Annotated in this window: 24 protein-coding genes and 1 other annotated feature; of the genes, 5 read left to right on the top strand and 19 right to left on the bottom strand. The window is 39.6% G+C overall.

Going from position 1 to position 24,471, the window contains the following annotated elements; all coding sequences use genetic code 11:
* Nucleotides 1-7 precede the first annotated feature (7 nt).
* Nucleotides 8-160, top strand: a complete 153-nt coding sequence (locus MKY71_RS06870; protein ID WP_176142076.1) for a hypothetical protein — start codon at nucleotides 8-10, stop codon at nucleotides 158-160.
* Between the two features lie 157 nt (nucleotides 161-317).
* Here MKY71_RS06870 and MKY71_RS06865 read toward each other — a convergent pair whose 3' ends face one another.
* A complete protein-coding gene (locus tag MKY71_RS06865) occupies nucleotides 318-1,997 on the bottom strand; it encodes a formate--tetrahydrofolate ligase (RefSeq protein WP_340731972.1) in 1,680 nt (559 codons plus the stop codon).
* A gap of 191 nt (nucleotides 1,998-2,188) precedes the next feature.
* Between MKY71_RS06865 and MKY71_RS06860 the strand changes: the two genes are divergently transcribed.
* Nucleotides 2,189-2,389 carry a cold-shock protein gene (locus tag MKY71_RS06860; RefSeq protein ID WP_079526068.1) on the top strand — a complete coding sequence of 67 codons (201 nt, stop codon included), beginning with the start codon at nucleotides 2,189-2,191 and terminating at the stop codon, nucleotides 2,387-2,389.
* 43 nt (nucleotides 2,390-2,432) lie between these two features.
* Here the strand turns inward: MKY71_RS06860 and MKY71_RS06855 are convergent, their stop codons facing one another.
* The 3 genes from MKY71_RS06855 to MKY71_RS06845 all read right to left on the bottom strand — a co-directional run bounded on the left by MKY71_RS06855 (nucleotide 2,433) and on the right by MKY71_RS06845 (nucleotide 4,863).
* The gene (locus MKY71_RS06855) at nucleotides 2,433-3,239 is read right to left on the bottom strand and encodes a VOC family protein (RefSeq protein WP_340731971.1); all 807 of its coding nucleotides are present in this window, start codon (nucleotides 3,237-3,239) and stop codon (nucleotides 2,433-2,435) included.
* A gap of 72 nt (nucleotides 3,240-3,311) precedes the next feature.
* Nucleotides 3,312-3,977, bottom strand: a complete 666-nt coding sequence (locus tag MKY71_RS06850) for a phosphopantothenoylcysteine decarboxylase domain-containing protein (RefSeq protein ID WP_340731970.1) — start codon at nucleotides 3,975-3,977, stop codon at nucleotides 3,312-3,314.
* Nucleotides 3,978-3,990: 13 nt separating this feature from the next.
* Nucleotides 3,991-4,863, bottom strand: a complete 873-nt coding sequence (locus MKY71_RS06845; protein ID WP_339176006.1) for a LysR family transcriptional regulator — start codon at nucleotides 4,861-4,863, stop codon at nucleotides 3,991-3,993.
* A 226-nt stretch (nucleotides 4,864-5,089) separates the two neighbouring features.
* On the opposite strand from MKY71_RS06845, the gene MKY71_RS06840 reads away from it, so the two are divergent.
* Together MKY71_RS06840 and MKY71_RS06835 are read left to right on the top strand one after the other, a co-directional pair.
* Entirely contained in the window at nucleotides 5,090-5,989 is a 900-nt protein-coding gene (locus MKY71_RS06840; RefSeq protein ID WP_340731969.1) for a DMT family transporter, read from the top strand.
* Nucleotides 5,990-6,223: 234 nt separating this feature from the next.
* Complete coding sequence (locus tag MKY71_RS06835; RefSeq protein ID WP_340731968.1) at nucleotides 6,224-7,219, top strand: SEC-C metal-binding domain-containing protein; 996 nt, start codon at nucleotides 6,224-6,226, stop codon at nucleotides 7,217-7,219.
* Nucleotides 7,220-7,532: 313 nt separating this feature from the next.
* Here the strand turns inward: MKY71_RS06835 and MKY71_RS06830 are convergent, their stop codons facing one another.
* A complete protein-coding gene (locus MKY71_RS06830) occupies nucleotides 7,533-7,724 on the bottom strand; it encodes a zinc-finger domain-containing protein (RefSeq protein WP_008404740.1) in 192 nt (63 codons plus the stop codon).
* A gap of 111 nt (nucleotides 7,725-7,835) precedes the next feature.
* Here MKY71_RS06830 and MKY71_RS06825 point away from each other — a divergent pair, with 111 nt between their 5' ends.
* The gene (locus tag MKY71_RS06825) at nucleotides 7,836-8,225 is read left to right on the top strand and encodes a reverse transcriptase-like protein (protein ID WP_339176003.1); all 390 of its coding nucleotides are present in this window, start codon (nucleotides 7,836-7,838) and stop codon (nucleotides 8,223-8,225) included.
* Nucleotides 8,226-8,331: 106 nt separating this feature from the next.
* Here MKY71_RS06825 and MKY71_RS06820 read toward each other — a convergent pair whose 3' ends face one another.
* The 14 genes from MKY71_RS06820 to MKY71_RS06755 form a co-directional block, all read right to left on the bottom strand.
* Nucleotides 8,332-9,522 (bottom strand): MFS transporter, encoded by a 1,191-nt coding sequence (locus MKY71_RS06820; RefSeq protein ID WP_340731967.1) that lies wholly within the window; start codon nucleotides 9,520-9,522, stop codon nucleotides 8,332-8,334.
* 5 nt (nucleotides 9,523-9,527) lie between these two features.
* Nucleotides 9,528-9,926, bottom strand: a complete 399-nt coding sequence (locus MKY71_RS06815) for a MarR family winged helix-turn-helix transcriptional regulator (RefSeq protein ID WP_339176001.1) — start codon at nucleotides 9,924-9,926, stop codon at nucleotides 9,528-9,530.
* Nucleotides 9,927-10,064: 138 nt separating this feature from the next.
* Complete coding sequence (gene coaW / locus MKY71_RS06810; protein ID WP_339175999.1) at nucleotides 10,065-10,901, bottom strand: type II pantothenate kinase; 837 nt, start codon at nucleotides 10,899-10,901, stop codon at nucleotides 10,065-10,067.
* Between the two features lie 103 nt (nucleotides 10,902-11,004).
* Nucleotides 11,005-12,075, bottom strand: a complete 1,071-nt coding sequence (locus MKY71_RS06805; protein ID WP_340731966.1) for a 3'-5' exonuclease — start codon at nucleotides 12,073-12,075, stop codon at nucleotides 11,005-11,007.
* Nucleotides 12,076-12,266: 191 nt separating this feature from the next.
* A complete protein-coding gene (locus MKY71_RS06800; protein ID WP_340731965.1) occupies nucleotides 12,267-12,848 on the bottom strand; it encodes a GNAT family N-acetyltransferase in 582 nt (193 codons plus the stop codon).
* A 39-nt stretch (nucleotides 12,849-12,887) separates the two neighbouring features.
* On the bottom strand, nucleotides 12,888-13,742 hold the full coding sequence (locus tag MKY71_RS06795) for an alpha/beta fold hydrolase (protein ID WP_340731964.1): 855 nt from the start codon (nucleotides 13,740-13,742) through the stop codon (nucleotides 12,888-12,890).
* A gap of 124 nt (nucleotides 13,743-13,866) precedes the next feature.
* On the bottom strand, nucleotides 13,867-15,546 hold the full coding sequence (argS, locus tag MKY71_RS06790) for an arginine--tRNA ligase (protein ID WP_340731963.1): 1,680 nt from the start codon (nucleotides 15,544-15,546) through the stop codon (nucleotides 13,867-13,869).
* A 38-nt stretch (nucleotides 15,547-15,584) separates the two neighbouring features.
* Nucleotides 15,585-15,803 (bottom strand) — a binding site (T-box leader).
* A 451-nt stretch (nucleotides 15,804-16,254) separates the two neighbouring features.
* Nucleotides 16,255-17,022 (bottom strand): membrane protein insertase YidC, encoded by a 768-nt coding sequence (yidC, locus tag MKY71_RS06785; RefSeq protein ID WP_339175991.1) that lies wholly within the window; start codon nucleotides 17,020-17,022, stop codon nucleotides 16,255-16,257.
* A gap of 180 nt (nucleotides 17,023-17,202) precedes the next feature.
* Nucleotides 17,203-18,315: a CaiB/BaiF CoA transferase family protein gene (locus tag MKY71_RS06780; protein ID WP_340731962.1), complete on the bottom strand. Its 1,113-nt coding sequence runs from the start codon at nucleotides 18,313-18,315 to the stop codon at nucleotides 17,203-17,205.
* A 75-nt stretch (nucleotides 18,316-18,390) separates the two neighbouring features.
* Nucleotides 18,391-19,185, bottom strand: coding sequence for an enoyl-CoA hydratase/isomerase family protein (locus MKY71_RS06775; RefSeq protein WP_340731961.1), 795 nt, complete (start codon nucleotides 19,183-19,185; stop codon nucleotides 18,391-18,393).
* A 12-nt stretch (nucleotides 19,186-19,197) separates the two neighbouring features.
* Nucleotides 19,198-19,959 carry a 3-hydroxyacyl-CoA dehydrogenase gene (locus MKY71_RS06770; RefSeq protein ID WP_339175987.1) on the bottom strand — a complete coding sequence of 254 codons (762 nt, stop codon included), beginning with the start codon at nucleotides 19,957-19,959 and terminating at the stop codon, nucleotides 19,198-19,200.
* A 143-nt stretch (nucleotides 19,960-20,102) separates the two neighbouring features.
* Nucleotides 20,103-21,626 carry a class I adenylate-forming enzyme family protein gene (locus MKY71_RS06765; protein ID WP_340731960.1) on the bottom strand — a complete coding sequence of 508 codons (1,524 nt, stop codon included), beginning with the start codon at nucleotides 21,624-21,626 and terminating at the stop codon, nucleotides 20,103-20,105.
* A gap of 77 nt (nucleotides 21,627-21,703) precedes the next feature.
* Nucleotides 21,704-22,906, bottom strand: a complete 1,203-nt coding sequence (locus MKY71_RS06760; protein WP_340731959.1) for an iron-containing alcohol dehydrogenase — start codon at nucleotides 22,904-22,906, stop codon at nucleotides 21,704-21,706.
* Between the two features lie 24 nt (nucleotides 22,907-22,930).
* Nucleotides 22,931-24,448, bottom strand: coding sequence for an aldehyde dehydrogenase family protein (locus MKY71_RS06755; RefSeq protein ID WP_339175983.1), 1,518 nt, complete (start codon nucleotides 24,446-24,448; stop codon nucleotides 22,931-22,933).
* Nucleotides 24,449-24,471 lie beyond the last annotated feature (23 nt).

Genomic DNA, 24,471 nt, shown 5'->3' with positions numbered 1-24,471 from the left:
GTTATTTATGCAAAGAATGATGCAAGCTGTAGCACCAAATATGAACGATAGCCAACGTAAGGGTCTAATTGTAATTTCACCAATTTTAATTGGTTCGGTTGCATACGGATTAAGCGCAACTTTTATGATTGCAACTAACCTTCTACAAATTATGTTTTAATGAACGAACGTAAAATTGAACAAAGCTTCCACTGCAAATAAAAGAAACGTATTCGAATGAATTATCAAACGAATACGTTTCTTTTACTTTTATTTATCGCTGCGGTTTTACTATGTCCTTTGACATAAATATCCCCGGCGATTATCTCTTATTTTGATTAAAACAATCCAAGCGCACTTCCGTCTTCTGCCACGTCCATATTTAGAGCTGCAGGCTGTTTTGGCAAGCCTGGCATCGTCATAATATCTCCTGTTAAGCAAACGAGGAATCCTGCCCCCAGCTTCGGCAGAATTTCACGAATCGTTACAATGAAATCAGTTGGTCGGCCAACTAGACTTGGCTGGTCTGACAATGAATATTGTGTTTTCGCCATACAAATCGGTAATGTGTCCCAACCATTTTTTTCGATTACTGCTAACTGTTTTTTTGCAGCATCCGTTAATTGTACACCTGCACCACCATATACTTGCTGTACAATTTTCGTCAATTTTTGTTCTACTGTTTCCTGTAAATCATATAAATGATGGAAAGTATTTGGCTGTTCTATTACTTCAAGAACTTTTTCGGCAAGCTCAATACCGCCCTTACCGCCTTCTTCCCATACATTCGTACGGGCAATCCGGACTTCATTTGCTTCCGCCCATTGTAAAACAGCTTTCAGTTCCTGTTCGGTATCTGTAATAAATCGGTTTAATGCAATTACCGGCTCCAGTCCAAAGTTCCGAACATTGGCCACATGTTGCGCCAGATTGGAAATACCTTGTTTTAAAGCTTCCACATTTTCTTCCACTAAGTTTGCCTTTGCAACACCGCCATGCATTTTCAGTGCACGAATTGTTGCTACAATCACGACAGCGCTCGGTTTAAATCCTGCTTCACGGGCTTTAATATTTAAAAACTTCTCAGCACCTAAATCAGAACCAAATCCTGCTTCTGTTACAACGATATCCGCAAGTTTACGTGCTGTTTGAGTTGCAGTAATCGAGTTGCATCCATGGGCTATATTAGCAAAAGGTCCACCATGGATTAATGCCGGTGTTCCTTCAATTGTTTGAACCAAGTTGGGATTCATCGCTTCTTTTAAAATAAGCGCAAGTGCTCCTTCTACTTGTAAATCACCAACAGTTACCGGGTTACGATCATACGTATAACCGATTACAATACGAGCAAGACGCTGTTTCAAATCTTTCATACCTGTTGCTAAACAGAAAATGGCCATAATTTCTGAAGCGACTGTAATATCAAATCCGTCTTCACGAGGTACACCTTGCATTGGACCACCTAAACCGACTGTCACATGACGCAGTGCACGGTCATTTAAGTCCAGTACACGTTTCCAGACAATACGTCGCGGATCAATATTCAATGCATTCCCTTGATGGAGATGATTATCAATCAAGGCTGATAATGCATTGTTTGCAGTTGTAATCGCATGGAAATCTCCATTGAAATGCAAGTTGATCTGCTCCATCGGCAATACTTGTGCATACCCGCCGCCAGTAGCGCCGCCTTTCACACCCATAACCGGTCCTAATGAAGGCTCACGTAAAGCAACCATTACCCGCTTATCCAGTTGGTGCAGTGCATCCGCCAAACCGATTGTTACGGTAGATTTTCCTTCTCCTGCTGGTGTAGGGCTAATCGCTGTTACAAGTACAACATTCGCCGTTGCTTCACCACTAATTTTACTTGTATCAATTTTTGCTTTAAAGCGACCGTATTGTTCAACTGCATCTAACGGAATATTTGCATTTTCAGCAATTTCCAAAATCGGCTTCATAGTTGCCTGATTGGCTATTTCAATATCTGTTAATGGTTTCTTCGTAGTAGTTGTCATGCTTCGCCCTGCTTTCTAAATATGTAGTCACCTTATTATAGTTTGTTTTATCAGAATTAATAATTTAAATATAGTGCATAAATCGACAAATTATTGACAGTTAACATATGTATAGTATATAGTTTATTCGTAATATTCTGGAATCTTTATGTTTCATCAATTGATTTTGACAGTATCGGAGGAGAAAGCGGATGCACCAAGGCACTGTAAAATGGTTTGATAATGAAAAAGGTTATGGATTTATAGAATCTGCGAATGGTGAAGATGTTTTTGTACACTTTACTGGCATACAAGAAGAAGGATTTCGTTCACTGGATGAAGGACAAGTGGTTGAATTCGATTTAGTCGATGGCATCCGGGGTCCGCAGGCAGCGAATGTTATAAAAAAATAGACAAAGCTGTAAACGAAAAGGGTTGATCGTTTACAGCCTTTTTTTATTTCTTGTTTATTTCATATTGTGCCCCATCGATTGTAATTTGCTTTTGTTCTTTTGCACCTGAAAGGACAACCTTTTTTATGCCATAGCCATTTTCGAGCATATAATTCCAAGCGGCTCCTTCACCAACCGGCTTGACAAAAATAAGCTTCACTTCATCGAGCAGAATAATCGAATACTCTACGTTTTCTTCCTGATTTACCTTTTTTAAAATGGTCGCACCACATAATTGGGCAATTTGCTCAACTGCATCAAAATTCGGCACAACAAAATGGACAGCTTGGATCGCTAAATCCCCTAAAGGATGTTTTGCTATAATCCCACGGTCCGTTAGTTCCTTACGTCGAAGTGAATCTGCTTCATCCCATTGAATGAAAAAAGGGAATTCAATTTTCGATTTAGGATGACCAATATAAAGCAGTTGCCAGCTTACTACGGTACCATCATCCCTTTTTCTTGAAAAACGTTCAGGTCCTACTACATCCAAACCCGCTTTAGCGAATAATTTCGCGTCTTCTTCGATCGTTGTTGTACGAACGGCAAAACGCGTCAATCCGTCACGTCGGCGATTTTCTTTATAGCTCGCATGTAATGAATAACTCTTATTGGCAGCTTCCTGGAACTTTTTCTCATTTTCAATGCCGATCAGTTCAATATAAGTCAAATCAAAATAGCTCAGTGTATTATATGTACCCCACGCTTCATGACTTCCTCCCGGAACAACATGGAGACCTTCCTCTTGGAGCTTTAACATTGTCTGTTCTGGATATGGGACAAAATGGACGAGATGATCAAACTGGTACATGCTTCAACCTCTTTTCATTAAAAAGTAGATTTAAAATTTAAATCAAACCCTATACAGGTAATAAAAAATTCTTTATCTAGAAATGGCATTAATTAATGCCGTTGCAGCGGCCATTTTCCCATCAACTTTAACGGTCTCCCCGGACCTATGAATAATATAATGGGGCTCCATTGCACCATACAATGATTTGGAGCTATTTGCGACCATATAATCCGCTTTTGCCGTTTCCATTCTTGTAGAAGCTCTTTCCAATAAAAATGATTCATCTTCCGTTGCTTCCAGTTTAAAGCCGATTAAAGTCGTATCCGGTGACCAGTTTTTAATTTGTGCCAATATTTTCGGCGCCTTTTTAAAATGGATGATCGGAGGCTCATCAGATGGCATTTTCCCTTTTTCCGTCAGTTCATTCCCCTGCTGATCGAACACTTTATCAATCAGCCAGTCCGAGCCGGCCACAGCCATAATGACATAATCGATATGCTCGGATTCAAGAACTGATTTTAATTTGTTCCCTAAATCTTCAATCCCTTCAAATTGGATGAGCTTCATCTCATTTTGATGTTCAGGCAGCTGTGTAAATACACCATGCATATAAATGACATCCGCACCCTTTTCAAGTGCTCCCTCTGCCAAGTAGCATCCCATTGTTCCTTTTGATAAATTCGTATGGCCGCGGACATTATCCCATTTTTCGAAGGTCCCGCCACTCGTGATCAATACTTTTTTCCCTGTTAGCATGATTGTTCCCCTTTTACTGTTCTTCGTTTTCCAGCCACTGTTTTAATATTTCCACAAATTTTTGCGATGCCGGTGAAAGCTTCTGCTTCGTCGATAATCCGAGGATCCGGTAACTTTCCTGTACAAGAGGCAGGGCTTTTACAGTGTCCGGCAACATCGATATCGCCATTTCTGGCAGTATACTAATACCTAGATTATGTTCCACCATTGATACGATCGCCTTTTCGTCATAAAGTTCAAAACGTATATTCGGGAATACACCATATTTTTCAAATGTTGTCATCACATCATTTGTCCCTTTATAGGAAGGCATTATGATCGGTGTTTCTTCAATTTCAAATAAATCGATCTCTGTTCTATCATATAGCGGACTATGCGACGACACAATACATAACAGAGGATCCCGTTTTAAAGGCATAAAATCGAATTGTTTGGAGCTTGTCCGGTTTAAAAATCCGCAGTCAACTTCCCCTTGCAGGAGCCATTGTTCAATTTCATAATAATCCCCTTCACGCAATTCAATGCGAATGCCCGGGTACTCTGAATCCATAATGTGAATGATGTTCGGCATCCAATGTGTAGAGATTGTTGAGATAAGACCAATTCTTACTGTCCCTTGGCTTACCCCTATAATATTTGAAGCCGTCTGCTGAAGATGCTCCTCCGCCAATAATACTTTGCGCATTTCATAAAGCATTTTCATACCATCTTCAGTCAACGTTACTCCCGTACGGTTCCGGTGAATTAAATTAAAGCCAAACTCCTTTTCCAAACTTGAAACGGCATGACTTACAGCTGATTGTGTGAGTCCTAAAACAGAAGCCGCTTTAGTAAAGCTATGTACTTCCGCCACTTTATTTAAAATTTCATATTTGACTAAGCTCATTATAATTCACTCCACTATTCAATTTTAAACATGAATTATTTTCATATCATTCATTATAAACATTCGTTTTACTAATCACAACTTCCTGTTTATACTGTTTTATAACAGAACGGATTTGTAGAAGATAAAAGATTTTAATTCTATAAATCTTATAGTTGAATTTGTCTTCTAATACATATTTTTACTTATTATTTACAACTTACTTTTTAGAAATGTGGTGACATCTTTGAGTTTACAAGGTAAAGCAAATATTTTAATGGTGATTGTTACAATGTTTTGGGGGCTGTCCTATACGTTCATGGTCATGGGACTGGAAAGTTTGGAAGCTTTTAATGTTGTAGCACTTCGATGCTTAATCGCATTTATCATTGCAGGGCTAATCTTTTTACCGAAGATGTTGCGCGTAAACATAAAAACGATTTTATATGCATCTGTACAAGGCTTCTTATTGTTCACAATTTTCGCCTTATCATTGGTGGGACTAAAAACGACTTCTGCTGGAAATGCAGGATTTATACTTAGTTTAACAGTTGTCTTAGTGCCGATCATGACAAGCTTTATTGAAAAACGGCTCCCTTCTCGAGCAGTCAGCTTCGCCGTTGTTGCTACAATGATTGGTATTACCGTTTTGACTATGAGAGAATCTATGACATTCCAAATCGGGGATATATTAGTTGCTATTGCAGCCGTTTGCTATTCAATCTACTTAATCTTAAATAGTCGATTTACTAAAAATGTTGAATCGATTTCTTATGGTGTTTATCAGTTGGGTGTTGCCGGCTTGTTCGGAGCCGTGTTCACATTAATGTTCGAATCACCGATGTTCCCGTCCAATTCTTCCGGTTGGATTGCTGTACTTGGATTAGGTATTATTTGTACCGCGTTTTGCTTTATCGCACAAGCTGTTGTACAACAATACACTTCCCCTACACATACAGGGCTGATCTTTTCGCTTGAGCCTATTTTTGCAGCTATATTTGCGATGATTTTCCTGGGAGAAGGATTAACTGCGCAACTTGTGATTGGTGGCGCATTTATTTTAATCGGGAATACTGTTGCCCAGCTCGAACAATTTGTAGCAATGAAAAAAATACCAGCACCTACTCACTCTGAAACTACGTTATAATAGGAAGAGACATCGCATCGAGCGTGCCATGTCTCTTTTTTTATAGATTAGTGATAGAATTAACTCTATTATTGTTCTATTTTTATGTAAAGTTTAATATAATGTAAAATGCAACAATTTTTCTGATAGTTCTAAAAACATAATCAGTTTTCATAATAACAATCTGACGTTATTATTATTAGTAGCAATACTGCGACATTAGTATTTAAAAGTTGTATTAAAGGAAGTGTTACAATGATTGGACGTAATGACCCATGTCTATGCGGTAGTGGAAAAAAATACAAAAAATGTTGTGAAGGAAAAAATCAAGTAACTTCACAAAACGTTTTCCAGGAAGAGATCGAAAACGTATTACAGACTTTCTATAGCAATTACCCGGAACGAAAAGATATCCGTGAATTTATGGAATTAGTTCGTAAATGGGCACCGAAATTAGAAAAAAAATTGCATAAAGAATTGGTGGAAGCCGTTGCATTGGACGAATATTTCTTCCATCAACGACCTGATATTTGGCAGAACTTCTTAGCAAAAACAGCTAAAAAGGCGCTTCGCCCATCTATGATCGACTTATTGAAATCATGGGAACAGCCGATATTCTTCATCGGAACTGTCGAAGATGTGAAAGATGATTACTTTACAGCTATCTCTGCATTAACTGGCACAACTTATCACATTCAACGTGAAAGCCACAAATCAATCCCTCTAGGAATGCGTGTGTTCGCCTTTTTATTACCGGATGGTTCAAACAAGGAAAATCACGTATTAGCTGTCTCTACCCTAATCTTCTTCCATAAAGAACATGCGATTTCTTTTGAACAGTTTACAGAGGCTTATAAAGCAAGCCGTTTACCTGTTGAGCAGTTCACAAAAGAAAACCATTTATTATTATGGGAAGGCTTAGTTGAAAACGGCTATGAAGGGGAAGAGTTTACACCTTTCGAGCAGGAAGTCGTGGAACAGTTAAAAGCCTTTATGTCGGAAAAAGCAATCGACAACGAAAGCTTCGTGGCAATGGTTGAAGATTACTTAGTCGAAAAACAGCCAACAGCACGTAAAGCAGGCGCTATCGCTGCCGGTGCAGTAAGATTTGGTCAGGATAATTACTTATTCGAACAAAAGTTCACTGTTAAAGAAATCGGCGAAAGCTTCAGTGTTTCCCCTTCTTCTTTAAATAAATATTATCAGGAATTAAATGCTTTCTATAATGAAAAGCAACTTGTTACAAATTAATAAAAGCAAAAAGCTACTTTCGAGACGTCGAAAGTAGCTTTTTCATTTGCGCTGATTATTAAATATGACCACAAAAAAACAACTTGTAATATAGTAGTTATGCGCTACATATTACAAGCTGCCTCCTCCTTTTCAGCTATAAAAAGGAATTAAAAAATGAAGAAATTTTTCAACGGTAACCACTCCGCTGAAGTCATTTACCTATTAAAAAATAAACCTGTACCAGAGATTTATACAAGGCAAATAAGAAATACTTAATTATTATATCAAAAAAACATTATTATTCAATAGTAAGAAGAATGTTCTAAAATTATTATTTTTCGGAAACTTTCATTATTTCTTTACCAAGAAACTGAAGCTGTTCCCCTACTGTACAAGATTCAATGCAGAAACGGTGCGCACCATGTTTTCCTCGTTCTTTACGAAGGTCCTGAATGACGAGACAATCAGCGCAGTACATATCCATTAATTCATCAATATCTTTCATAACATCTACTTTATTCAAGTCATGTACCTCCCGATAATTTGTTTTACTATTGTACGCTATTTTTTTATTTTCTCCAACTTACATGTATTTGTTATACTTAAACGAACAGAACATTAAAGGAGCGAAAATATGTTAGAAGTCTATATAGATGGCGCCAGTGCCGGAAATCCCGGTCCTAGCGGGATTGGGGTATTTATAAAAGGTGAAGGACAACAGATAAAAATCAGTGAACCAATCGGGATTACAAACAATCACCAGGCCGAATTTATTGCGCTTTTACGTGGTTTGGAAGAAGCTTTAAAAATCGGTTCATCTTTTGTTTCCATGCGCTCCGATTCGAAAATTGTCGTCAGTTCGATTGACAAAGCTTATGTGAAAAACGAGGAATTCAAACCTTATTTAGAGCGGGCACTCACTTTAATTGAACAATTTGATCTATTTTTCATAAAATGGATTCCCGATAAAGAAAACAAAGCAGCAGATGTTCTTGCACGCGAAGCGATTTTAAAAAATAATTAAGTACTTCCCTTAATTACAGTCATTTTCAAACATAAAAAAACCTACTATATAATAGTGGCAAAAAACGATCCATCTATTCCACAAATGGAACGATGAATCGTTTTTCTTATTGTTCTGTTTTTTGTTTTTGACGATTGAGCAAGAGCATGTATAGTGCAAATACGACAATAATTATAAATGCTGCAATATAATACACAAATTCATAGCCAAGATTTACCGCTACCATCCCCAGTAGATATGATCCAATCGCAATCCCTATGTCAAACAGCGTAAAATAAGTGGCTGTTGCATAGCCGCTCCGCTGAATTGTCGTAGCCTGGATACATAAGGACTGAAAACTCGTTGTCAACGTACCATACCCTGCACCAATAAAGATCGCCGATAATAGAAACGGAATTTCCTGATTGGCATTGCCAAGGATTATCAGCCCTAACGCGAATATAAAGAATGAAGGAATAATGACGAATTTGGCACCCATCGTATCATAGATTTTCCCTGTAAATGGACGGACCGAAATCATCGCAACAGCAAATACCGCAAAGAAATAGCTGGCAACACTCAGTAAATCCTTTTGTTCCGCATAAAGCGATAAGAACGATAGAACACTTGCATAAGAAAACGCGACTAAGCTGGCGAGTGCGGCAAGAGGTAATGCACTTCGTTCAAATAAATCATTAAATGAAAATTTAAAGTTGCGGTCAACTACGACCGGCTCCGGCAAATCATTCGTCTGAATAGATAAGGCAAGCAAACTGCCGATTGCCACAAAGACAGATAAGACAATAAACAGCATATCAAAACTTGAATATTGGATAATAAGCAATCCGATAAACGGACCGAATACAACCGCTAAATTTGTGGACATTGCAAAGTAGCCCAACCCTGCCCCTTTACGTCTTTTGGGAACGATATCGGCTGCTAAAGAGCCTGAAGCTGTTGTTGCAATACTAAACCATATCCCCTGGAAAAAACGAAGCGCCAGTAAAAGCAAAAATGGTTTAAAAAATAAATATAATACCGTACATGCAAAGTAAAGGATAAGACTGATAATCAGTAATCGTTTTTTCCCAAAGAGATCCAGCAGCTTCCCGCTGAACGGACGAACGACTATCGCTGAAATTAAAAATACGGTTACAAGCAATCCAGAATCGTCATCCGATTTCCCTAATTCACCGATTGCATATAAAGGCAATGTCGTGATCAACCCGTAAAACACTAGAAATATCGACATATTCGTAAAGAATAGACTAATAAATCGCTTAGTAAATATTTTATTTGTTTGTTCTTGAAGCTCCATATATTCTAACCTTCCATCTTCTTTAATAATTGAATAAGGAGCGCCTGTTCTTCCTCAGTTAAATTTCCCGTCATTTTCCGTTCGAATGAAAGGACGGATTCCTCAATTTTAGGAAACAGTTCCAACGCTTTAGCCGTTAAGTCAATCATTTTTTCGCGTTTATCCGCTCCTTGCACCCTTTCCACCCATCCCAGTGTTTCCAGACGAGTGACTGTTCTTGTAACAGTCGGTGCTTCCACATCCAGGTACTTCCATATTTCTGTAAGTGTCATCTTCCCGTTTTGATGCAATAAAAAAAGAACCGTCCATTGTGAGCTGAATAGTCCATGTTGTTTTAAAACATCATTTAACTGTTTTACTAAATAACGATTTTGCTGAAAAAGTATATGAAATAACGGATTCATCGCAATCACTCCTTATTTACCTAACTAAATAATTCACTTTTCCTATTTTACGCTTCTTAAATTTCTATGTAAAGCAATTAAGATGAAAATGAAAAAAAAGAAGCATTTAAACTATATTGCTAGCCTAAATGCTGTCCATTATTTTCTGCTGTGCTCACGTACATTTAACAATGCACCAATCGCGCCGGAAAAACCGCAATCTTCCAAGAAAACAGGTTTATGTTTTTTTAATATAGTATAATGTTCAATTACCTTTACAAGCTGTTCATTATCGATCAGCGTGGATCCGATATAGACGATGTGCTCCGTCTTATACTGTACGGCTAGCTGGATACTTAATGTGGAAATCACTTCACCGATCAGCCCCTGTGTTGTCGCAAGGAGATTATTTTGTTCAAATTCACGTTGATCGGTAATGCCGACCTTCCCAAAATTACTGGCAGTTAAATTGCCGTCGATCGGTGTATCCATTCCTTGATAAATATCTTTTACAAGCAGATCAATGCCTTCCCGCTTGCCTTTGTAAGCGTTTGCTTTTATTTCATCGAAGTCTGAGATTCCGGTCATAATAGTAGAAAGTCCGATTAAGGTACCGCCGCCTACTCCTGTACCGCCTACTCTGGCATGTGTATTGCCATCCATATAGTGGATCGATGTACCTGTACCGATATTCGTAATGATACTTTGATCAATACTGTGTCCTTCTTTTTCCAGCAAATAGCGCACACCTTTTAAAGTTGCTTCAAATTCAACTATATATTCAATCGACTTCATCGTCTTTAAAACGTCCCGCAATTGCTCAGTCCGTCCTCCGGTTAAGCCGATTTCTTCAACTTGAGGATGATTTTCCAACCATTCTTTTACTAAGTGCATTTCGTTAGATGGAAAGACCGTCAATTTCAGCTCCTGCTGTTCATCCAAATAGGCAAGCTTAGTTAACGTACCCCCTGTATCAATTCCAATCCATGCTGACATAAATTAATCTCCTTTATTATCCCACGAGTGATTCGTACCCCCCTATCATAACGTAATAGGAGTCGGCATTAAAGAAAAAATTCTCCTAAAAATGGAGAATTTATTATACTTGTATTATATTTTTCTCGATTAATGCCCGTTTATAAAACTCAGCAACAAACATATGCTCATACTTATTAAGCAAACTTAAAACTCTTGCCTCATATGTATTGGTAGGTTCATCATCCAAATTAAATCTTGCAATAATCTCTTCTTTTCTTAATAAATTTACTAATGTCATCACTTCTGTTTTCGGCAAAGTCACTTGATGCAATTTCAAGATTTTTGACATTGATCGCAATGCCGTACGTGAAATTAAAATTTTCCCGTCCATATTCTCGGAAATTTGCTGCAAGAACTGCTTTGCCTGTGCATTCGGTTTAATCGAAATTTTCTCTGAAGTCGTTTTTTCTCCATCTTCTCCAACACGTTCGACTATTTGTACAGTAAAAGGAAGCTCATCACGGAAAGTATTCATTGAATTGACCGTTATCCGATCATCCTCAATTTTACAATTCGTTACTGAGATGACAAGTTCGTACGTCGTTTCTAGCATCCTGAAATTTGTCAGCAATAAAATAAAATCATTCGTTTGCTGCTGTTCAATGAGCTGATCTCCATCAACTTTAACGAAGATTGATAGCAGACTTGCCGCATCGGCTAATGCACGGTGCTGTGTTTCGTTTTCCAACCCAAGCTGTGCCATTAACCCTCCCAATGATGGCTGCTCTTTTAAACCATTGGCAATCATATATTTTTGCTGGAAATCGATCATCGGGTATAAGCAATCATTTTTTATATAATTGCGTGACAGCTCTTCTTCGAGCACTTTCCGATCAAATTCTCCAAATGTCAAAAATACATAATCCTGCTTGCACCAGCGCTTAAATTTATGAAAAGCTTCTTTAAAGGAAGGGGCATCAATTAGCTGTTCTGTCGTGATACCCGTTAACTTCTGAATGTGTGCATTCAGCTTTTTGAATTTATATGGCTGAATTAGCTGAGTAAACGTTTCTGTCGTACCATCAGGAAGCCATTTCACCGCACCAATTTCAATAATATACTGCTTACCGCGTATCAGGGCGGCTTCTATATCTATACTTATATATGTTTTCGTTCGTCCCAAATTTTTCACCTACACCGAATCTATATAAATTTAACAGGATAAGATGTTCCCATTAAAGATTTAACTCTCTTATTGTATATGAAAATATGGGATATGACACGAGAATGTTCGTTTATTCCACACAATTCGTGTTAAATAGCTTGAAAAAATGCGATTTTCTTATAAAAACTTATCAATAACATTCATTTATCCACTTTATTTCAATATTTTAATAAATGACCGATGAACTTGGCTTTAAGTTGTGTCCAATCTTCCAGAATGACACTATACATAACGGTATGGCGAATGATTCCTTCTTTTCGGATCATATGATTGCGCAAAACCCCTTCTTTTACTGCGCCAATCCGTTCAATCGCTTTTTGCGAACGGTAGTTTTCGTGACCTGTTTTAATTTGAACACGATTTAATTGAAGTTCTTCAAAGCAGTATCGAAACAATAAAAACTTGCAATTTGTATTAATCGCCGAGCGCCAAACACTCGGGTTATACCAAGTAGACCCTATTTCCAATCTTTTATGCGGAAATGAAATATCAAGAAAAGAGGTACAGCCTACAATGGCGTCCGTTTTCTTATCGATAACCGCAAACATATAGGAAATACCTTTCTCCCGCTCTTTAATCGCATTTTCAATATAGTTTTGTACCGCTTCTTTAGAAAGCAATGTTACCGACATATGCTCCCATATCCGCGCATCATTCGCGGCAGCGGTAATTGCTTCAACATCATCTCTTTGTACAAGTCTTAACTTGACGATTTCATTTTCTAATATGATTTCTTCCATATATTTCTCCCTTTTCACGATATCAAATTGGCTATTTCCTTATAATTGTGAAGAATGAACTTGGGACAGATTCCGCACAAATTCCGAGAATTTTTCTTCTTCCTCAATAAACGGGTTATGGTTACTTTCTGCAAAGGTCGTCAAAGTCGCATTCGCCAATAAATCCGCCGCTTCCACTGCAAATTCATATGGACATTGCGCATCATATAAACCGCCGTATATATAAGCTTTCGTTTTTACAGTTGGTAATTGCGGTCGCAAATCGAAGTCTTGGAGCTCTTTATACGAAAAATAATCCAGTCTTTTTGAAACGGTTTTCCCGCTGCTTGGCCGGCTTATCATATTTTCATAGCTCTGTTCTTTATATAACGACATGAGTGCCCATTCTTTAGAGCCCGCTCTTCTTTGCTCGATTGTTGATGACGGATCAGCCAGCATTGCTAAAATCTCAAGAATTCTTTTATTGTTCGGATTTTTCTTGCAGTAAATGCTCGCAGGGTGGTGCATATATTCTGCAGAAGCACAGAGACCGCCAGCTACGATAAATTCCACGCTTTCCGGATGCAAAATCGCATAATTTAATGCAAGCATTCCCCCTGTTGAATGCCCCGCAAAGCCCCATGCATTATAATCCAATGCTGTTCGTATTGACTCCAGATCCGCTACACTATCCTGCATGCCATAGTTAAAGATGGACACATCATCCGTCGATTTTCCGCAGCCACGTAAATTTACTAAATGCACTTTATAATACGGGACAAACATTTCCGCAAACCGATTGCCATTTGCATTAAATTCGCTGTATAAATGTGTCACACAGAGCGGTTTCCCCTCGCCTTTTGTAAAAACTTCAAAAACTCCTCGCGTTGTTTCAATTAGCTGCTGTTCCCACATAGTCCCACTCCTTATTTTTCCAATATTCTAATAAATTTTCGCATAGTTAATGAACGGAGACAATGAGTATTTATATCTTTATAGGATTTATAAAGCACTTAAATCACCATTAAGTCCGTTTAAATTACATTCTTTCAGGTGATTGGATGCCTAGTAACTTTAAACCATCCTTTAATACGGTTGCTACTGCAAAACATAGCTGTAAACGATTTTCACGTTGTTGATCTTCTACTAATATTTTTGTATTTGCATAATATTTGTTGAACATCCGTGCTAAATGCAATACATATTTCGCAATTAGGGATGGATCCACTTGTTCAAAACTGTCTATAACTACTTGAGGATATTGTTGTAACAGCAAAATCACAGCCCAAGCCGAATCTTCTAATTCTTCTACGGGTATTTCCTTGTCCGCTTTATACTTTGCTTTATCTAAAATGGAATGAATCCGGGCATGAGTATATTGTACATATGGTCCTGTTTCACCTTCGAAATTCAACATTTGAGGTAATGAAAATTCAATATCGTTTAAGCGAAAGTTTTTTAAATCATTAAATATTACCGCGCCAATGCCTACTTGCTCAGCTACATTTTGTTTATTATTTAAAGTTGGATTTTTTTCCTCTATATTTCTTGACGCTGTATCCACTGCTTCCTTTAATACATCCTTCAATAAAATGACTCTACCTTTACGAGTCGACATCTTTTTTCCGTCTTTCAGTATCATTCCAAATGGTACATGCTTCAGATTTTCCGCCCATGGATAGCCCATTTTTGAAATAACTTGAAATACTTGTTTAAAATGCAGTGTTTGCTCATTCCCTACTACATAGAAAACTTTGGCTGGTTCATAACGCTTCTTTCTATAAAATGCTGAGGCTAAGTCACGTGTCGCATATAATGTTGCACCGTCCTGCTTAGTTATTAAACAAGGCGGCATGTCTTCAAGCTCCACAACATTTGCGCCATGCGACTCTTTAAGTAATTGCTTCTTATTTAATTCCTCAACAATAGGCTGCATTTTGTCATTATAAAAAGCTTCCCCCTCATAAGAATCAAACCCAATATGGAGCTGATCATAAATCTGCTTAAATTCTTGTAAAGAAGCACCTTTAAACCAATGCCATAATTCCAATGCCTCCGGATCCTGATCTTCGAGCGCTTTAAAAGCAGATCTCGCTTGCTCATTTAGGTTGTCATTGGATTCCGCTTCATCATGGAACTTCACGTAAAGTTTTAAAAGCTCTTCAATAGGTGCTTGTTCAACACGCTCTTTTTCTCCCCATAGCCGAAATGCCACAATTAATTTACCAAATTGGGTACCCCAGTCGCCAAGATGATTTACCCGGACAACGTTGTATCCGTTTTTTTCTGCAATATTTGCAAGTGCATTGCCAATAACTGTAGAACGAAGATGCCCCATGGAGAATGGTTTTGCAATATTCGGTGATGAAAAATCGATTACAATGTTTTTATGTTTTGATTGTTGTTGGCCGTATGCTTCTGGAGCCAACATAATCTTGGTAATGACGCTTCTTGTCACTTGCAGCTTATTTAAAAATAGATTTATATAGCCGCCAACTACTTGCACTTCCTGTATGAGCTCATTTTTAATTCTGTCGCCTATTTCCTGAGCGATCATATTCGGGGCTTTCTTTAATGTTTTGGCAAGCGTAAAGCATGGAAAAGCTACATCCCCTAAATGCTCATACTTTGGCTTTTCCAGTAGTTGTTCAATTTCATCTGTCGTTATAATTTTTTGCGGCAAAGCGTCTTGAATTATTGATGCAATACTTTTATACATGTTATCCCCTCCCAATATAAAAAAGCCCCCGTCTCCAAAATAGAGACGAGAGCTTCGAATTCCCGTGGTACCACTCTAGTTGCCACAAACGTGACCACTTTCCATTGTTAACGAGGTGACTCCCCGGCAGATCCTACTTATGTTCAGACCGCTTCTCCAAAGTGCGTTTCATTTACATATTTTGCACCAGGCTTACACCAATCCCCGGCTCGCTTTCCAAAATAACAGTAAATTACTGTCTTTTTCATCGAATTTAAATTTACTGAATTATATCCATTAAAGGTTATTATTGTCAACGGTGTTTATTAGATAATCTGTTGCCGTTATTAGACAATAGCGACTTTATTTTAGAAAATCTCAGGAAATGAATGCAGGCAACTCATGTTTTCCTTTAGTTTAAGGGTGTTCATTTAACTCATATAGTCTTTATTAGAACAAATGAGACAGATATTAGAAAATGCTTGGGACATATTAGAACAACTGAATGCTTTATTGGAAGATCTCGACCATTTATTTGAACAACCGGCCGCTATATTAGAAGATCAGGATTTTATTAGAACTTTTTAAAATATATTAGAACAATCCGCTAGCTTATTAGAAGATTGCACCACGCTCCACACACCTCAACACACTAAACAGAAATCAAAAAAACTACTGAAAACATTGTCTCAGTAGTTTAATTCAGTAAGCCTTTAGCAGCGGCATAACTTATTTTGATTCATTTCCCTTAGTTTCAGGAATGTTTGAGAAAAACTTACGTCCAATGAATGTTTGGACAATTAAGAATAACCCTCCGACTGCCCAGTACAGTGGGAGTGCAGCCATCGAAGATAATGAAATAATGACAATCATGATTGGTGATACGTAAATCATCAGTTTCATTTGATTCTTCTGAGCTTCTGGTACGGTTTGAAGCGATACTTTTGCTTGTACAAAATAAACGATACCTGCAATGGCAGTCATCCAAATATCTGTAGAGCCAAGGTCAAACCATAGGAATGAATGGGTTTTAATTTCGGCCGAATATAAAATCGCATAGTATAAGCCCATAATAATCGGCATTTGTATAAGCGCTGGCAGGCAGCCCATATTTAGCGGATTAATATTATGTTCTTTGTAGAGCGACATCATTTCCTGCTGAACAGTCATTCTTTCTTCCGGAGTTTTTGCTGCTTTTAAACGTGCCTGGATATCTTCCATTTGTGGACGGACCGTATCCATTTTCACTTTCATAGTAGCTTGACTGCGGTAAGTTTTAAGCATAAACGGCATTAGTACGAGACGAATAATTAAAATAATAGCAATAATAGCCAATCCATAGCTGCCGTTAAATAATTCACCAAATGTGTTTAATGTCCAATCCATTGGACGTACAAATGTTGAATAGAAGAAGCCTTCTTTGTTTTCAACACTTTCACAGCCTGCCAGTAAAAGTGGAACAGTTAGAAGGAAAACACTAAGTTTTAAGTTTTTCATAGTTCACCTGCTCAACAATCTTGTAATTCGTCTATATCTTAAAATATTTTTCGATAAATGAACAGTAATAACTCTTATAAATGTTAAGTTTTTTTAATATGAACGTAATTAAACTTAATATTATTTACATGTTCCACCATAATTATAAACCGTAAATCCATTTTTCTAAATGACTCTCCCCTAAGACTTCTTTAACAGGCTCCCCAATATATCTTCATTATGTGTCCCGGCTTTTACCCCGATTGTCCCGTAAGATGCCTTGAAAAGATTGGACTTAATCGGACAAGCAATCTGTTTTTGTGTAGTTCCATCCGGCTTTTCAATTTCCACAAACATTTCTCGGGCCTTGAAAAGTGGATGGGCAACCGTTTCTTCAAAAGATAATACCGGCTCCACACAAGCATCAACTTCAGAAAAAATAGATTGCCACTCTTCCAATGTCTTTTGCAGGAATGTACTTCCGAGCTGTTCTTTCAGCATTGCCAAATCAGCCGGATTACTACTCATTGCTAATCGGAGTAAATCCGGGGATCCGATTGCCTCACACAACTGCTGCCTGAATTTCGGTTCCAGGCTGCCGACTGAAAGGTACCGACCATCCAGCGTTTCGTAGTAACCATAGAATGATCCGCCGTTTAAGATCAGCTCTTCACGTGCAAGCGGTTTTCCTTCTGCTAAATGATCATGGGCAAATAAAGCATTTAGCGTTAAAGCACAATCTGTCATACTAATATCCAGATGCTGCCCGATTCCCGTTTTTTCACGGTAAATGACTGCCGACAAAATACCGATTACCGCATGCATGGAACCTCCCGCCAAATCTGCCACCTGAAAACCAATATTAGCCGGTCCGCTTTCTTTTGTTCCTGAATAACCTTGCAGCCCCGCCAATGCGACATAGTTAATATCATGCCCGCCACGTTCACTGTAAGGGCCAGTCTGTCCGTAGCCAGTAATGGAGCAGTATATTAAGCCAGGATTAATCGCTTTTAATGAATCATAATCGAGACCAAGTCGTGCCATCACACCAGGCCGGAACTGTTCAACAACAATATCGTATTCCTGTTCCTTTAATAGTTCCCTTATGGATGCGACAACTTCCGGAGATTTTAAATCGACCGCCAGCGATTTTTTAGAACGCTGCAAATACTCGTCCGGTCCCCACTCCTTACCATCTTCTACCGGTTTTGTGACGTGTACCACTTCTGCTCCGAGATCTGCAAGCATCATTGTCGCAAACGGACCTGGCAATAATGTGGAGAAATCCAATACTTTTAATCCTTTTAACAACATAACTCTCATCCTTCCAAAAATAAATTAAGGCCGTACTGAAAGCTGAACTTTCAACACGGCCCCCAATTGTCCTGTTTATTGATTTGTAACTGGCTTTAAAAAATTCGGAGGGCGTTTCTCAAAGAACGCACGGATCCCTTCATTTACTTCCCCTGTAGTAAATGTTTTCGCAAAGGCTTCCCGTTCCACTAATAACCCTTGTTCCAACGGCAATTCTTCTGCAGCCAAAATACTCTCTTTAATGAGGCCGATCGCTCCTACTGCACTTTGAGCAAGCTTATTTGCGAATGCAATTGCCTTTTCTTCCAGCTCTTCCGGGGCAACCGCTTCTGTAATTAAGCCGATTGTCGCAGCTTCTTCAGCTTTTAAACGTTTGCTTAAATACATCAACTCGCGTGCTTTTGCTCCGCCTATTAATCTTGTCATGCGCTGTGTCCCGCCGGCACCCGGCAACAAGCCCAATGATGCTTCTGTTAACCCTATTGTTCCGGCACCCATAATCCGGAAATCGCATGCAAGTACGAATTCACACCCGCCGCCTAATGCATGGCCATTGATTGCAGCAATGGTCGGCACCTTTAAGGCTTCGAGCCGATTGAAAATATCCTGCACATGTTTTGAGCTTTCGGCAAAATCCACGTTTACATTAGAGCTGCCCATTGCCCCCAGGTCAGCACCTGCTATGAAAATCTTCGGGTTGGCCGATTTGAATACAATGGCCCGGATTTCCGGATTTTTCTCGACTTCTTCAATTAGTTGCAATAAATCCTGTTGAATTCCTGCATTTAATGTATTGGCTGGCGGGTTATTAATTGTTACGACATGGACGCCATAATCTAATTTCTCTATCGTCATTGTTTCAAGGTTCATCCGTTATCCTCCTTATCTTGGGGCCATGCGAATCGCACCGTCGAGTCGAATCGTTTCACCGTTTAACATCGGGTTTTCAAAAATGGCCTTTACTAAATGTGCATATTCATCCGCTTCACCTAAACGCGGTGGGAAAGGAATTTGTTTTCCTAACGCTTCCTTAAGGGCTTCAGGTGCACTGTTCATTAAAGGTGTATCGAAAATACCCGGAGCAATCGTCATAACCCGAATACCGTGGCTTGCCAAATCCCTTGCAATCGGCAATGTCATCCCTACAATGCCGCTTTTAGAAGCAGAATAGGCAGCCTGGCCGATTTGCCCATCGAATGCCGCTACAGAAGCTGTATTCACGATAACCCCGCGCTCCCCGTGTTCATTCGGTTCATTTGTCATCATGGCAGCTGCCGCTAAACGGATGACATTAAACGTACCAACCAGATTTACTTGAATAATAAAGTTAAATTCATCTAATGGAAAAATACCCTTTCTGCCTACTACACGTGTCGATGTACCAAGACCAGCACAGTTTACAACACCTTGAATCGAACCGTATTTTTCTACAGCACCGTCGATCGCTGCCTGTACGTCTTCTTCCTTCACAACGTTCGTTTTAAAAAACAGGCCATTTATTTCATCAGCTACCGCCTGACCCTTTTCTTCATTTAAATCCAATATGACCGGATAGCCTCCAGCAGCTGCAATCTTTCGTGCAGTCGCTTCACCTAAACCGGATCCTCCACCCGTAACGATAATTGCCTTTTGGTCAAAATTCATTTATTAATCCCTCCCTATTCATGTTCAATCGTTAACCTGTTTGCCATTGCTGGGCATTCGCATTTGCGCCTCGTCCATAACAGCAGAATCTGCGTTCTAGTTCATGTACTGAAGTTTAAGAACTTCGACCAACCGACCGCTTCTTATTTAGGCAATGCGTTCTTGTCCAAGTTTTTCAGCGCCGTCTTTAAAATTTTACCTGTTCCCGATTTCGGAATTTCTTCGATAAAACTCACATAATCCGGCACTTTGTATTCGGCAAGTTTCACTTTGCAGTAGTCCCGAATATCTTCTTCTGTAAGCTCGGAATCTTTCGATACGACATACGCAACCGTTTTTTCACCAAAAACCGGGTCCGGTCTGCCGATGACAGAACATTCTACAATAGCAGGATGCTGGTACAGCATTTCCTCTATTTCCCTTGGGTAAATATTAAATCCACCGCGGATGATAATGTCCTTTTTACGGTCTACGATAAAGTGATAGCCTTCTTCATCGCGGTACGCCATATCCCCTGTATACAACCAGCCGTCCCTGATTGTATTTGCAGTCTCGTCAGGCTTTTTGTAATAGCCTTTCATCATGTTCGGCCCTCTAAATAAAATTTCTCCTACTTCATGATCGGCTACTTCATTTCCTTCCGGATCGACCAGCTTTAAATCGATGCCCGGTAACGGCATGCCGACAGAGTTGACTTTTTTCGGTAAGCTGCGGTGTGTTGTCAACAGCATGACCGTACTTTCCGTTAAACCGTACCCTTCTGAAATACTGACACCGAACGATTCATTCGTCTTATGCAATAGCTCTGCCGGTAAGCTTGCACCACCTGAACCGGCTGTGCGTAATTTCGAGAAATCCAGCTGTTCGACTAAATGTGGAACTTGGGCAAAAAAGGCATACATTGTCGGTACACCTAAAAATATTGTAATTTCATGTTCGGCAATCGCTTTTAATGTTTCTACTGGATGGAACCGTTCCTCTAAATAAATTGCACAACCGTGAGCAATCGGTGCAAGGAAGCCCTGAAGTTTTGCATAAGCATGGAACAATGGTAATACACATAGTACACGGTCACTCGGAACTAACTGATTGTAGACGGCTGCTGTTATGGCCATCCAGTTTAGATTTCCGTGTGTAATCATGGCGCCTTTCGGATTTCCGGTCGTTCCGGAAGTATAAATAATTTGTGCGACATCAGATTCATGGAGGGGTACAATTTCTGAAATAGAAGCGGATGTGTCCAGTTGATGCCAAGATAGAAATTGTTCATCAGCAGTATCACTGTAATTAATAATTGCTTTGACCGATTTCAATTGAGCCATTGCGTTTTCGATAACCGGTCTACACACATCTTCAATTATTAATAATTCAACTTCAGAATCGTTAAGGATATACGTAACTTCCTGCTCTTTGAATGTCGGGTTGATCGGAACGACCGTACCTCCATTCGCTAAAATAGCAAAATACGTAATAATATATTCCGGGCGATTCGTCATCATTAATGCTATATTTGTACCTTTTGTGACACCTTGTTCTTTTAAACCTGCGGCGATTTTGTAAACTTTATCTTGCAATTCTTTATAAGTAAGCTGAGCCCCTTTGAAGTGGATGACAGGTTGATCTGGTAAACGAGACGTTGTTGAAGTAAGCAATTCAACAATATTCATAATGTAACCTCCTACTTTCAAATTATCGATCAAAGGAAAGGAGGATTCCCCCTCTCCTCAAGAGCGCTTCCTTTAAGTTAAATACTTACTTTTGAACTGATTACTTCTTTAGAAACGTTTACAATGATGTCATCCGGAATACGGAAACTTAAAGACGACGGATCGTTTTGTACAGCAGGCACAAGTTGCGGAATATCCGCCGCATCAATATTAAACTCGTCAAAGCTTGGCGGCAGATTTACTGCATTTCTTAAATCGACAATTACATTGATGCACTCATCCAATGTTTCTTGCGGATTTTCAGCATTCGGGATGACCCCTAATGCAGAAGCAAATGCATTCACTTTCGGTAAATACATGTTCGGCATGTTTTTCATCACACTCGGCATGAGAACGGCATTTGCCAAACCATGGGGAATTCCGTATTTCGCACCATACGTATGGGCGATATTGTGGATTGGTATATTGGCCATCGCCGCCTGGAAGCTTGTGATTGCCATCGCACTTGCCTGAAGCATATTGGCACGGGCTGCAACATTCTTTCCATCATGCACTGCTGTAGTTAAATTTTCGATGATGATTTTTGCAGCATGCAGCGCAAAAGCATCGGAAAAATTCGTGGCCTTTGTTGAGAAGAATCCTTCTACCGCATGTGTCAGTGCATCCATACCGGTAAATGCTGTTACTCGTGGCGGTAAACCGACCGTTAAATCAGGATCTAAAACCGCGATGTCGGAACTTAAATACGGATTCATCAAGTTACATTTCAAGTTCAGCAATTCATTGAACACTACAGAAATACTGGAAATTTCAGCACCTGTTCCGGCTGTTGTCGGAATCGAAATATGCGGAATACCGAATGGCTTAGCATCCGGCCATACTTCCAAAACATTCCCGGTTAAAGTATATTCGACTTGGTTCACACCATTATAAAGAGCCCATTTAATTGTTTTGGCAGTATCTAAAACACTGCCTCCGCCAATCGCAATGATGGAGTCGCCATTGCATTCTTTAAAATATTTCAGACCTCTATTAATATTGCTTGATTTCGCATCTTGCTGAATATCATCAAACACACCCGCAAGCTTTATACCGGGCACCATGTCAAATAAGCTTTTGATTTTTTGTGTTAATCCAGCATCCGTTAGTCCTTTATCCGAAAAAAGAACAGGGCGCTTTCCGCCTAAACCTTGAATTAAATCCGGAACTAAAATATGTGAACCTGCACCACTTCGGATTTCAGGGCGATGCGTGAACTCAAAATAGGAAGTCGTTTTCATCGTATCTCTCCATTCGTTTTTCGATTAAAAGATTAAACCTAAAGCTGGGCGCTGCGCGTTTTCTGTTGTTAAGGACGTGCAAATATTTTTAAGCTCCGTGTAGTCATCAAACACTTGAGCTCCCTGCTCCCGACCTAAACCACTTTGCTTATAGCCGCCGAATGGAGCATCTGTACGGAAAATATGCCAATCATTGATCCAGACTGTACCCGCATTAATTTTTGTCGCAATTTCATTTGCTTTCGTCACATCACGACCCCAGACACCGCCTGATAACCCGTATTCCGTATCATTGGCGATGGCAATTGCCTCTTCTTCAGTTGAATATTTTAGCACGCATAATACCGGACCAAAGATTTCTTCTCTCGCAATCTTCATATCATTCGTTACATCTGCGAAGATCGTCGGCTCGATGAAATATCCGTTCTCCAGCCCTGGACCTGTTGCCCGCTTACCACCGCATACAAGTCTTGCTCCTTCATCAATGCCAGACTGAATATAATCGAGAATTTTATTCATCTGTGATTCAGAGATAACCGGCCCCATTCCCGTTGTCATATCAAGCGGCTGACCAAGTTTAATTTTCTTCGATGTTTCAACTAGTTGTTGCACGACGATATCATAAATCGATTCATGGACGATAAGGCGTGTACTCGCTTCACACACTTGTCCGGAATGGAAAAATACACCGAGCAGAATTCCCGGAATCGCCACTTCGAAATCTACATCGGGAAGTACGATTGCCGGCGCTTTTCCGCCAAGTTCAAGCGTCACTTTCTTTACCGTGCCTGCAGCTTGCGCCATAATCTTTCTGCCTACTTCTGTAGACCCCGTGAACGCCACTTTCGATACATCCGGATGCGTGACAAGGGCATCCCCCACTTCAGCCCCCGGACCAGTGATGACATTGATTACCCCTGGTGGAATACCAGCTTCAACTGCTAATTGTGCAAGCTTCAATGTACCTAATGGTGTATTTGATGCCGGCTTAATAATGATCGAGTTCCCCATCGCGATTGCCGGTGCGATTTTCCACATCGCTAAAACTAACGGGAAGTTAAATGGCGTGATCGCCGCTACTACACCGAGTGGTTCACGAACGAGCAGGCTTCGGTTCGGACCGAGCTGCTCATTAACAGGAAGCGCTGTTACAGCTTCATATTTCAACGATAAATCCGCTGTTTGAGTAAGAGAAAGAATTAACTGTCGGATATCCGCGCCACCTAATTTACGAAGTGTCGCACCTGTACTAATCCCCTCCAGGAAAATAATCTCCTGGGCATGCTCCCTGATTTTCCCTGCAAATTGAAGCATGATCTGTGCACGTTCCGCCTGTGTTTTTCCTGACCATACACCCGATTCAAATACTTCTTTCGCATTTTGAACCGCCTTGTTCACATCATCCTGATTCCCTTTTGAAACTTTCGCCACAACTTCTGATGTAGCCGGATTGATCACATCAAAAAATTCACCTGAAGCAGGTGGTGTCCATTCACCATTGATAAATTGCGGAAAGACCTTTACTTGTACGTCTGTCGTCATCTTTCATCCCCCTTTAAATAGCA

Source organism: Solibacillus sp. FSL W7-1324, assembly GCF_038008025.1.
In the GTDB taxonomy this organism is placed as follows: domain Bacteria; phylum Bacillota; class Bacilli; order Bacillales_A; family Planococcaceae; genus Solibacillus.
This window is presented reverse-complemented; position numbering and strand designations above follow the sequence as displayed.

Bases quoted from the DNA above. Each gene is read 5' to 3' on its own strand.
- MKY71_RS06870 (WP_176142076.1), top strand. From the start codon at position 8: ATGCAAAGAATGATGCAAGCTGTAGCACCAAATATGAACGATAGCCAA.
- MKY71_RS06865 (WP_340731972.1), bottom strand. From the start codon at position 1,997: ATGACAACTACTACGAAGAAACCATTAACAGATATTGAAATAGCCAAT.
- MKY71_RS06860 (WP_079526068.1), top strand. From the start codon at position 2,189: ATGCACCAAGGCACTGTAAAATGGTTTGATAATGAAAAAGGTTATGGA.
- MKY71_RS06855 (WP_340731971.1), bottom strand. From the start codon at position 3,239: ATGTACCAGTTTGATCATCTCGTCCATTTTGTCCCATATCCAGAACAG.
- MKY71_RS06850 (WP_340731970.1), bottom strand. From the start codon at position 3,977: ATGCTAACAGGGAAAAAAGTATTGATCACGAGTGGCGGGACCTTCGAA.
- MKY71_RS06845 (WP_339176006.1), bottom strand. From the start codon at position 4,863: ATGAGCTTAGTCAAATATGAAATTTTAAATAAAGTGGCGGAAGTACAT.
- MKY71_RS06835 (WP_340731968.1), top strand. From the start codon at position 6,224: ATGATTGGACGTAATGACCCATGTCTATGCGGTAGTGGAAAAAAATAC.
- MKY71_RS06825 (WP_339176003.1), top strand. From the start codon at position 7,836: ATGTTAGAAGTCTATATAGATGGCGCCAGTGCCGGAAATCCCGGTCCT.
- MKY71_RS06820 (WP_340731967.1), bottom strand. From the start codon at position 9,522: ATGGAGCTTCAAGAACAAACAAATAAAATATTTACTAAGCGATTTATT.
- MKY71_RS06815 (WP_339176001.1), bottom strand. From the start codon at position 9,926: ATGAATCCGTTATTTCATATACTTTTTCAGCAAAATCGTTATTTAGTA.
- coaW (WP_339175999.1), bottom strand. From the start codon at position 10,901: ATGTCAGCATGGATTGGAATTGATACAGGGGGTACGTTAACTAAGCTT.
- MKY71_RS06800 (WP_340731965.1), bottom strand. From the start codon at position 12,848: ATGGAAGAAATCATATTAGAAAATGAAATCGTCAAGTTAAGACTTGTA.
- MKY71_RS06795 (WP_340731964.1), bottom strand. From the start codon at position 13,742: ATGTGGGAACAGCAGCTAATTGAAACAACGCGAGGAGTTTTTGAAGTT.
- argS (WP_340731963.1), bottom strand. From the start codon at position 15,546: ATGTATAAAAGTATTGCATCAATAATTCAAGACGCTTTGCCGCAAAAA.
- yidC (WP_339175991.1), bottom strand. From the start codon at position 17,022: ATGAAAAACTTAAAACTTAGTGTTTTCCTTCTAACTGTTCCACTTTTA.
- MKY71_RS06780 (WP_340731962.1), bottom strand. From the start codon at position 18,315: ATGTTGTTAAAAGGATTAAAAGTATTGGATTTCTCCACATTATTGCCA.
- MKY71_RS06775 (WP_340731961.1), bottom strand. From the start codon at position 19,185: ATGAACCTTGAAACAATGACGATAGAGAAATTAGATTATGGCGTCCAT.
- MKY71_RS06770 (WP_339175987.1), bottom strand. From the start codon at position 19,959: ATGAATTTTGACCAAAAGGCAATTATCGTTACGGGTGGAGGATCCGGT.
- MKY71_RS06765 (WP_340731960.1), bottom strand. From the start codon at position 21,626: ATGAATATTGTTGAATTGCTTACTTCAACAACGTCTCGTTTACCAGAT.
- MKY71_RS06760 (WP_340731959.1), bottom strand. From the start codon at position 22,906: ATGAAAACGACTTCCTATTTTGAGTTCACGCATCGCCCTGAAATCCGA.
- MKY71_RS06755 (WP_339175983.1), bottom strand. From the start codon at position 24,448: ATGACGACAGACGTACAAGTAAAGGTCTTTCCGCAATTTATCAATGGT.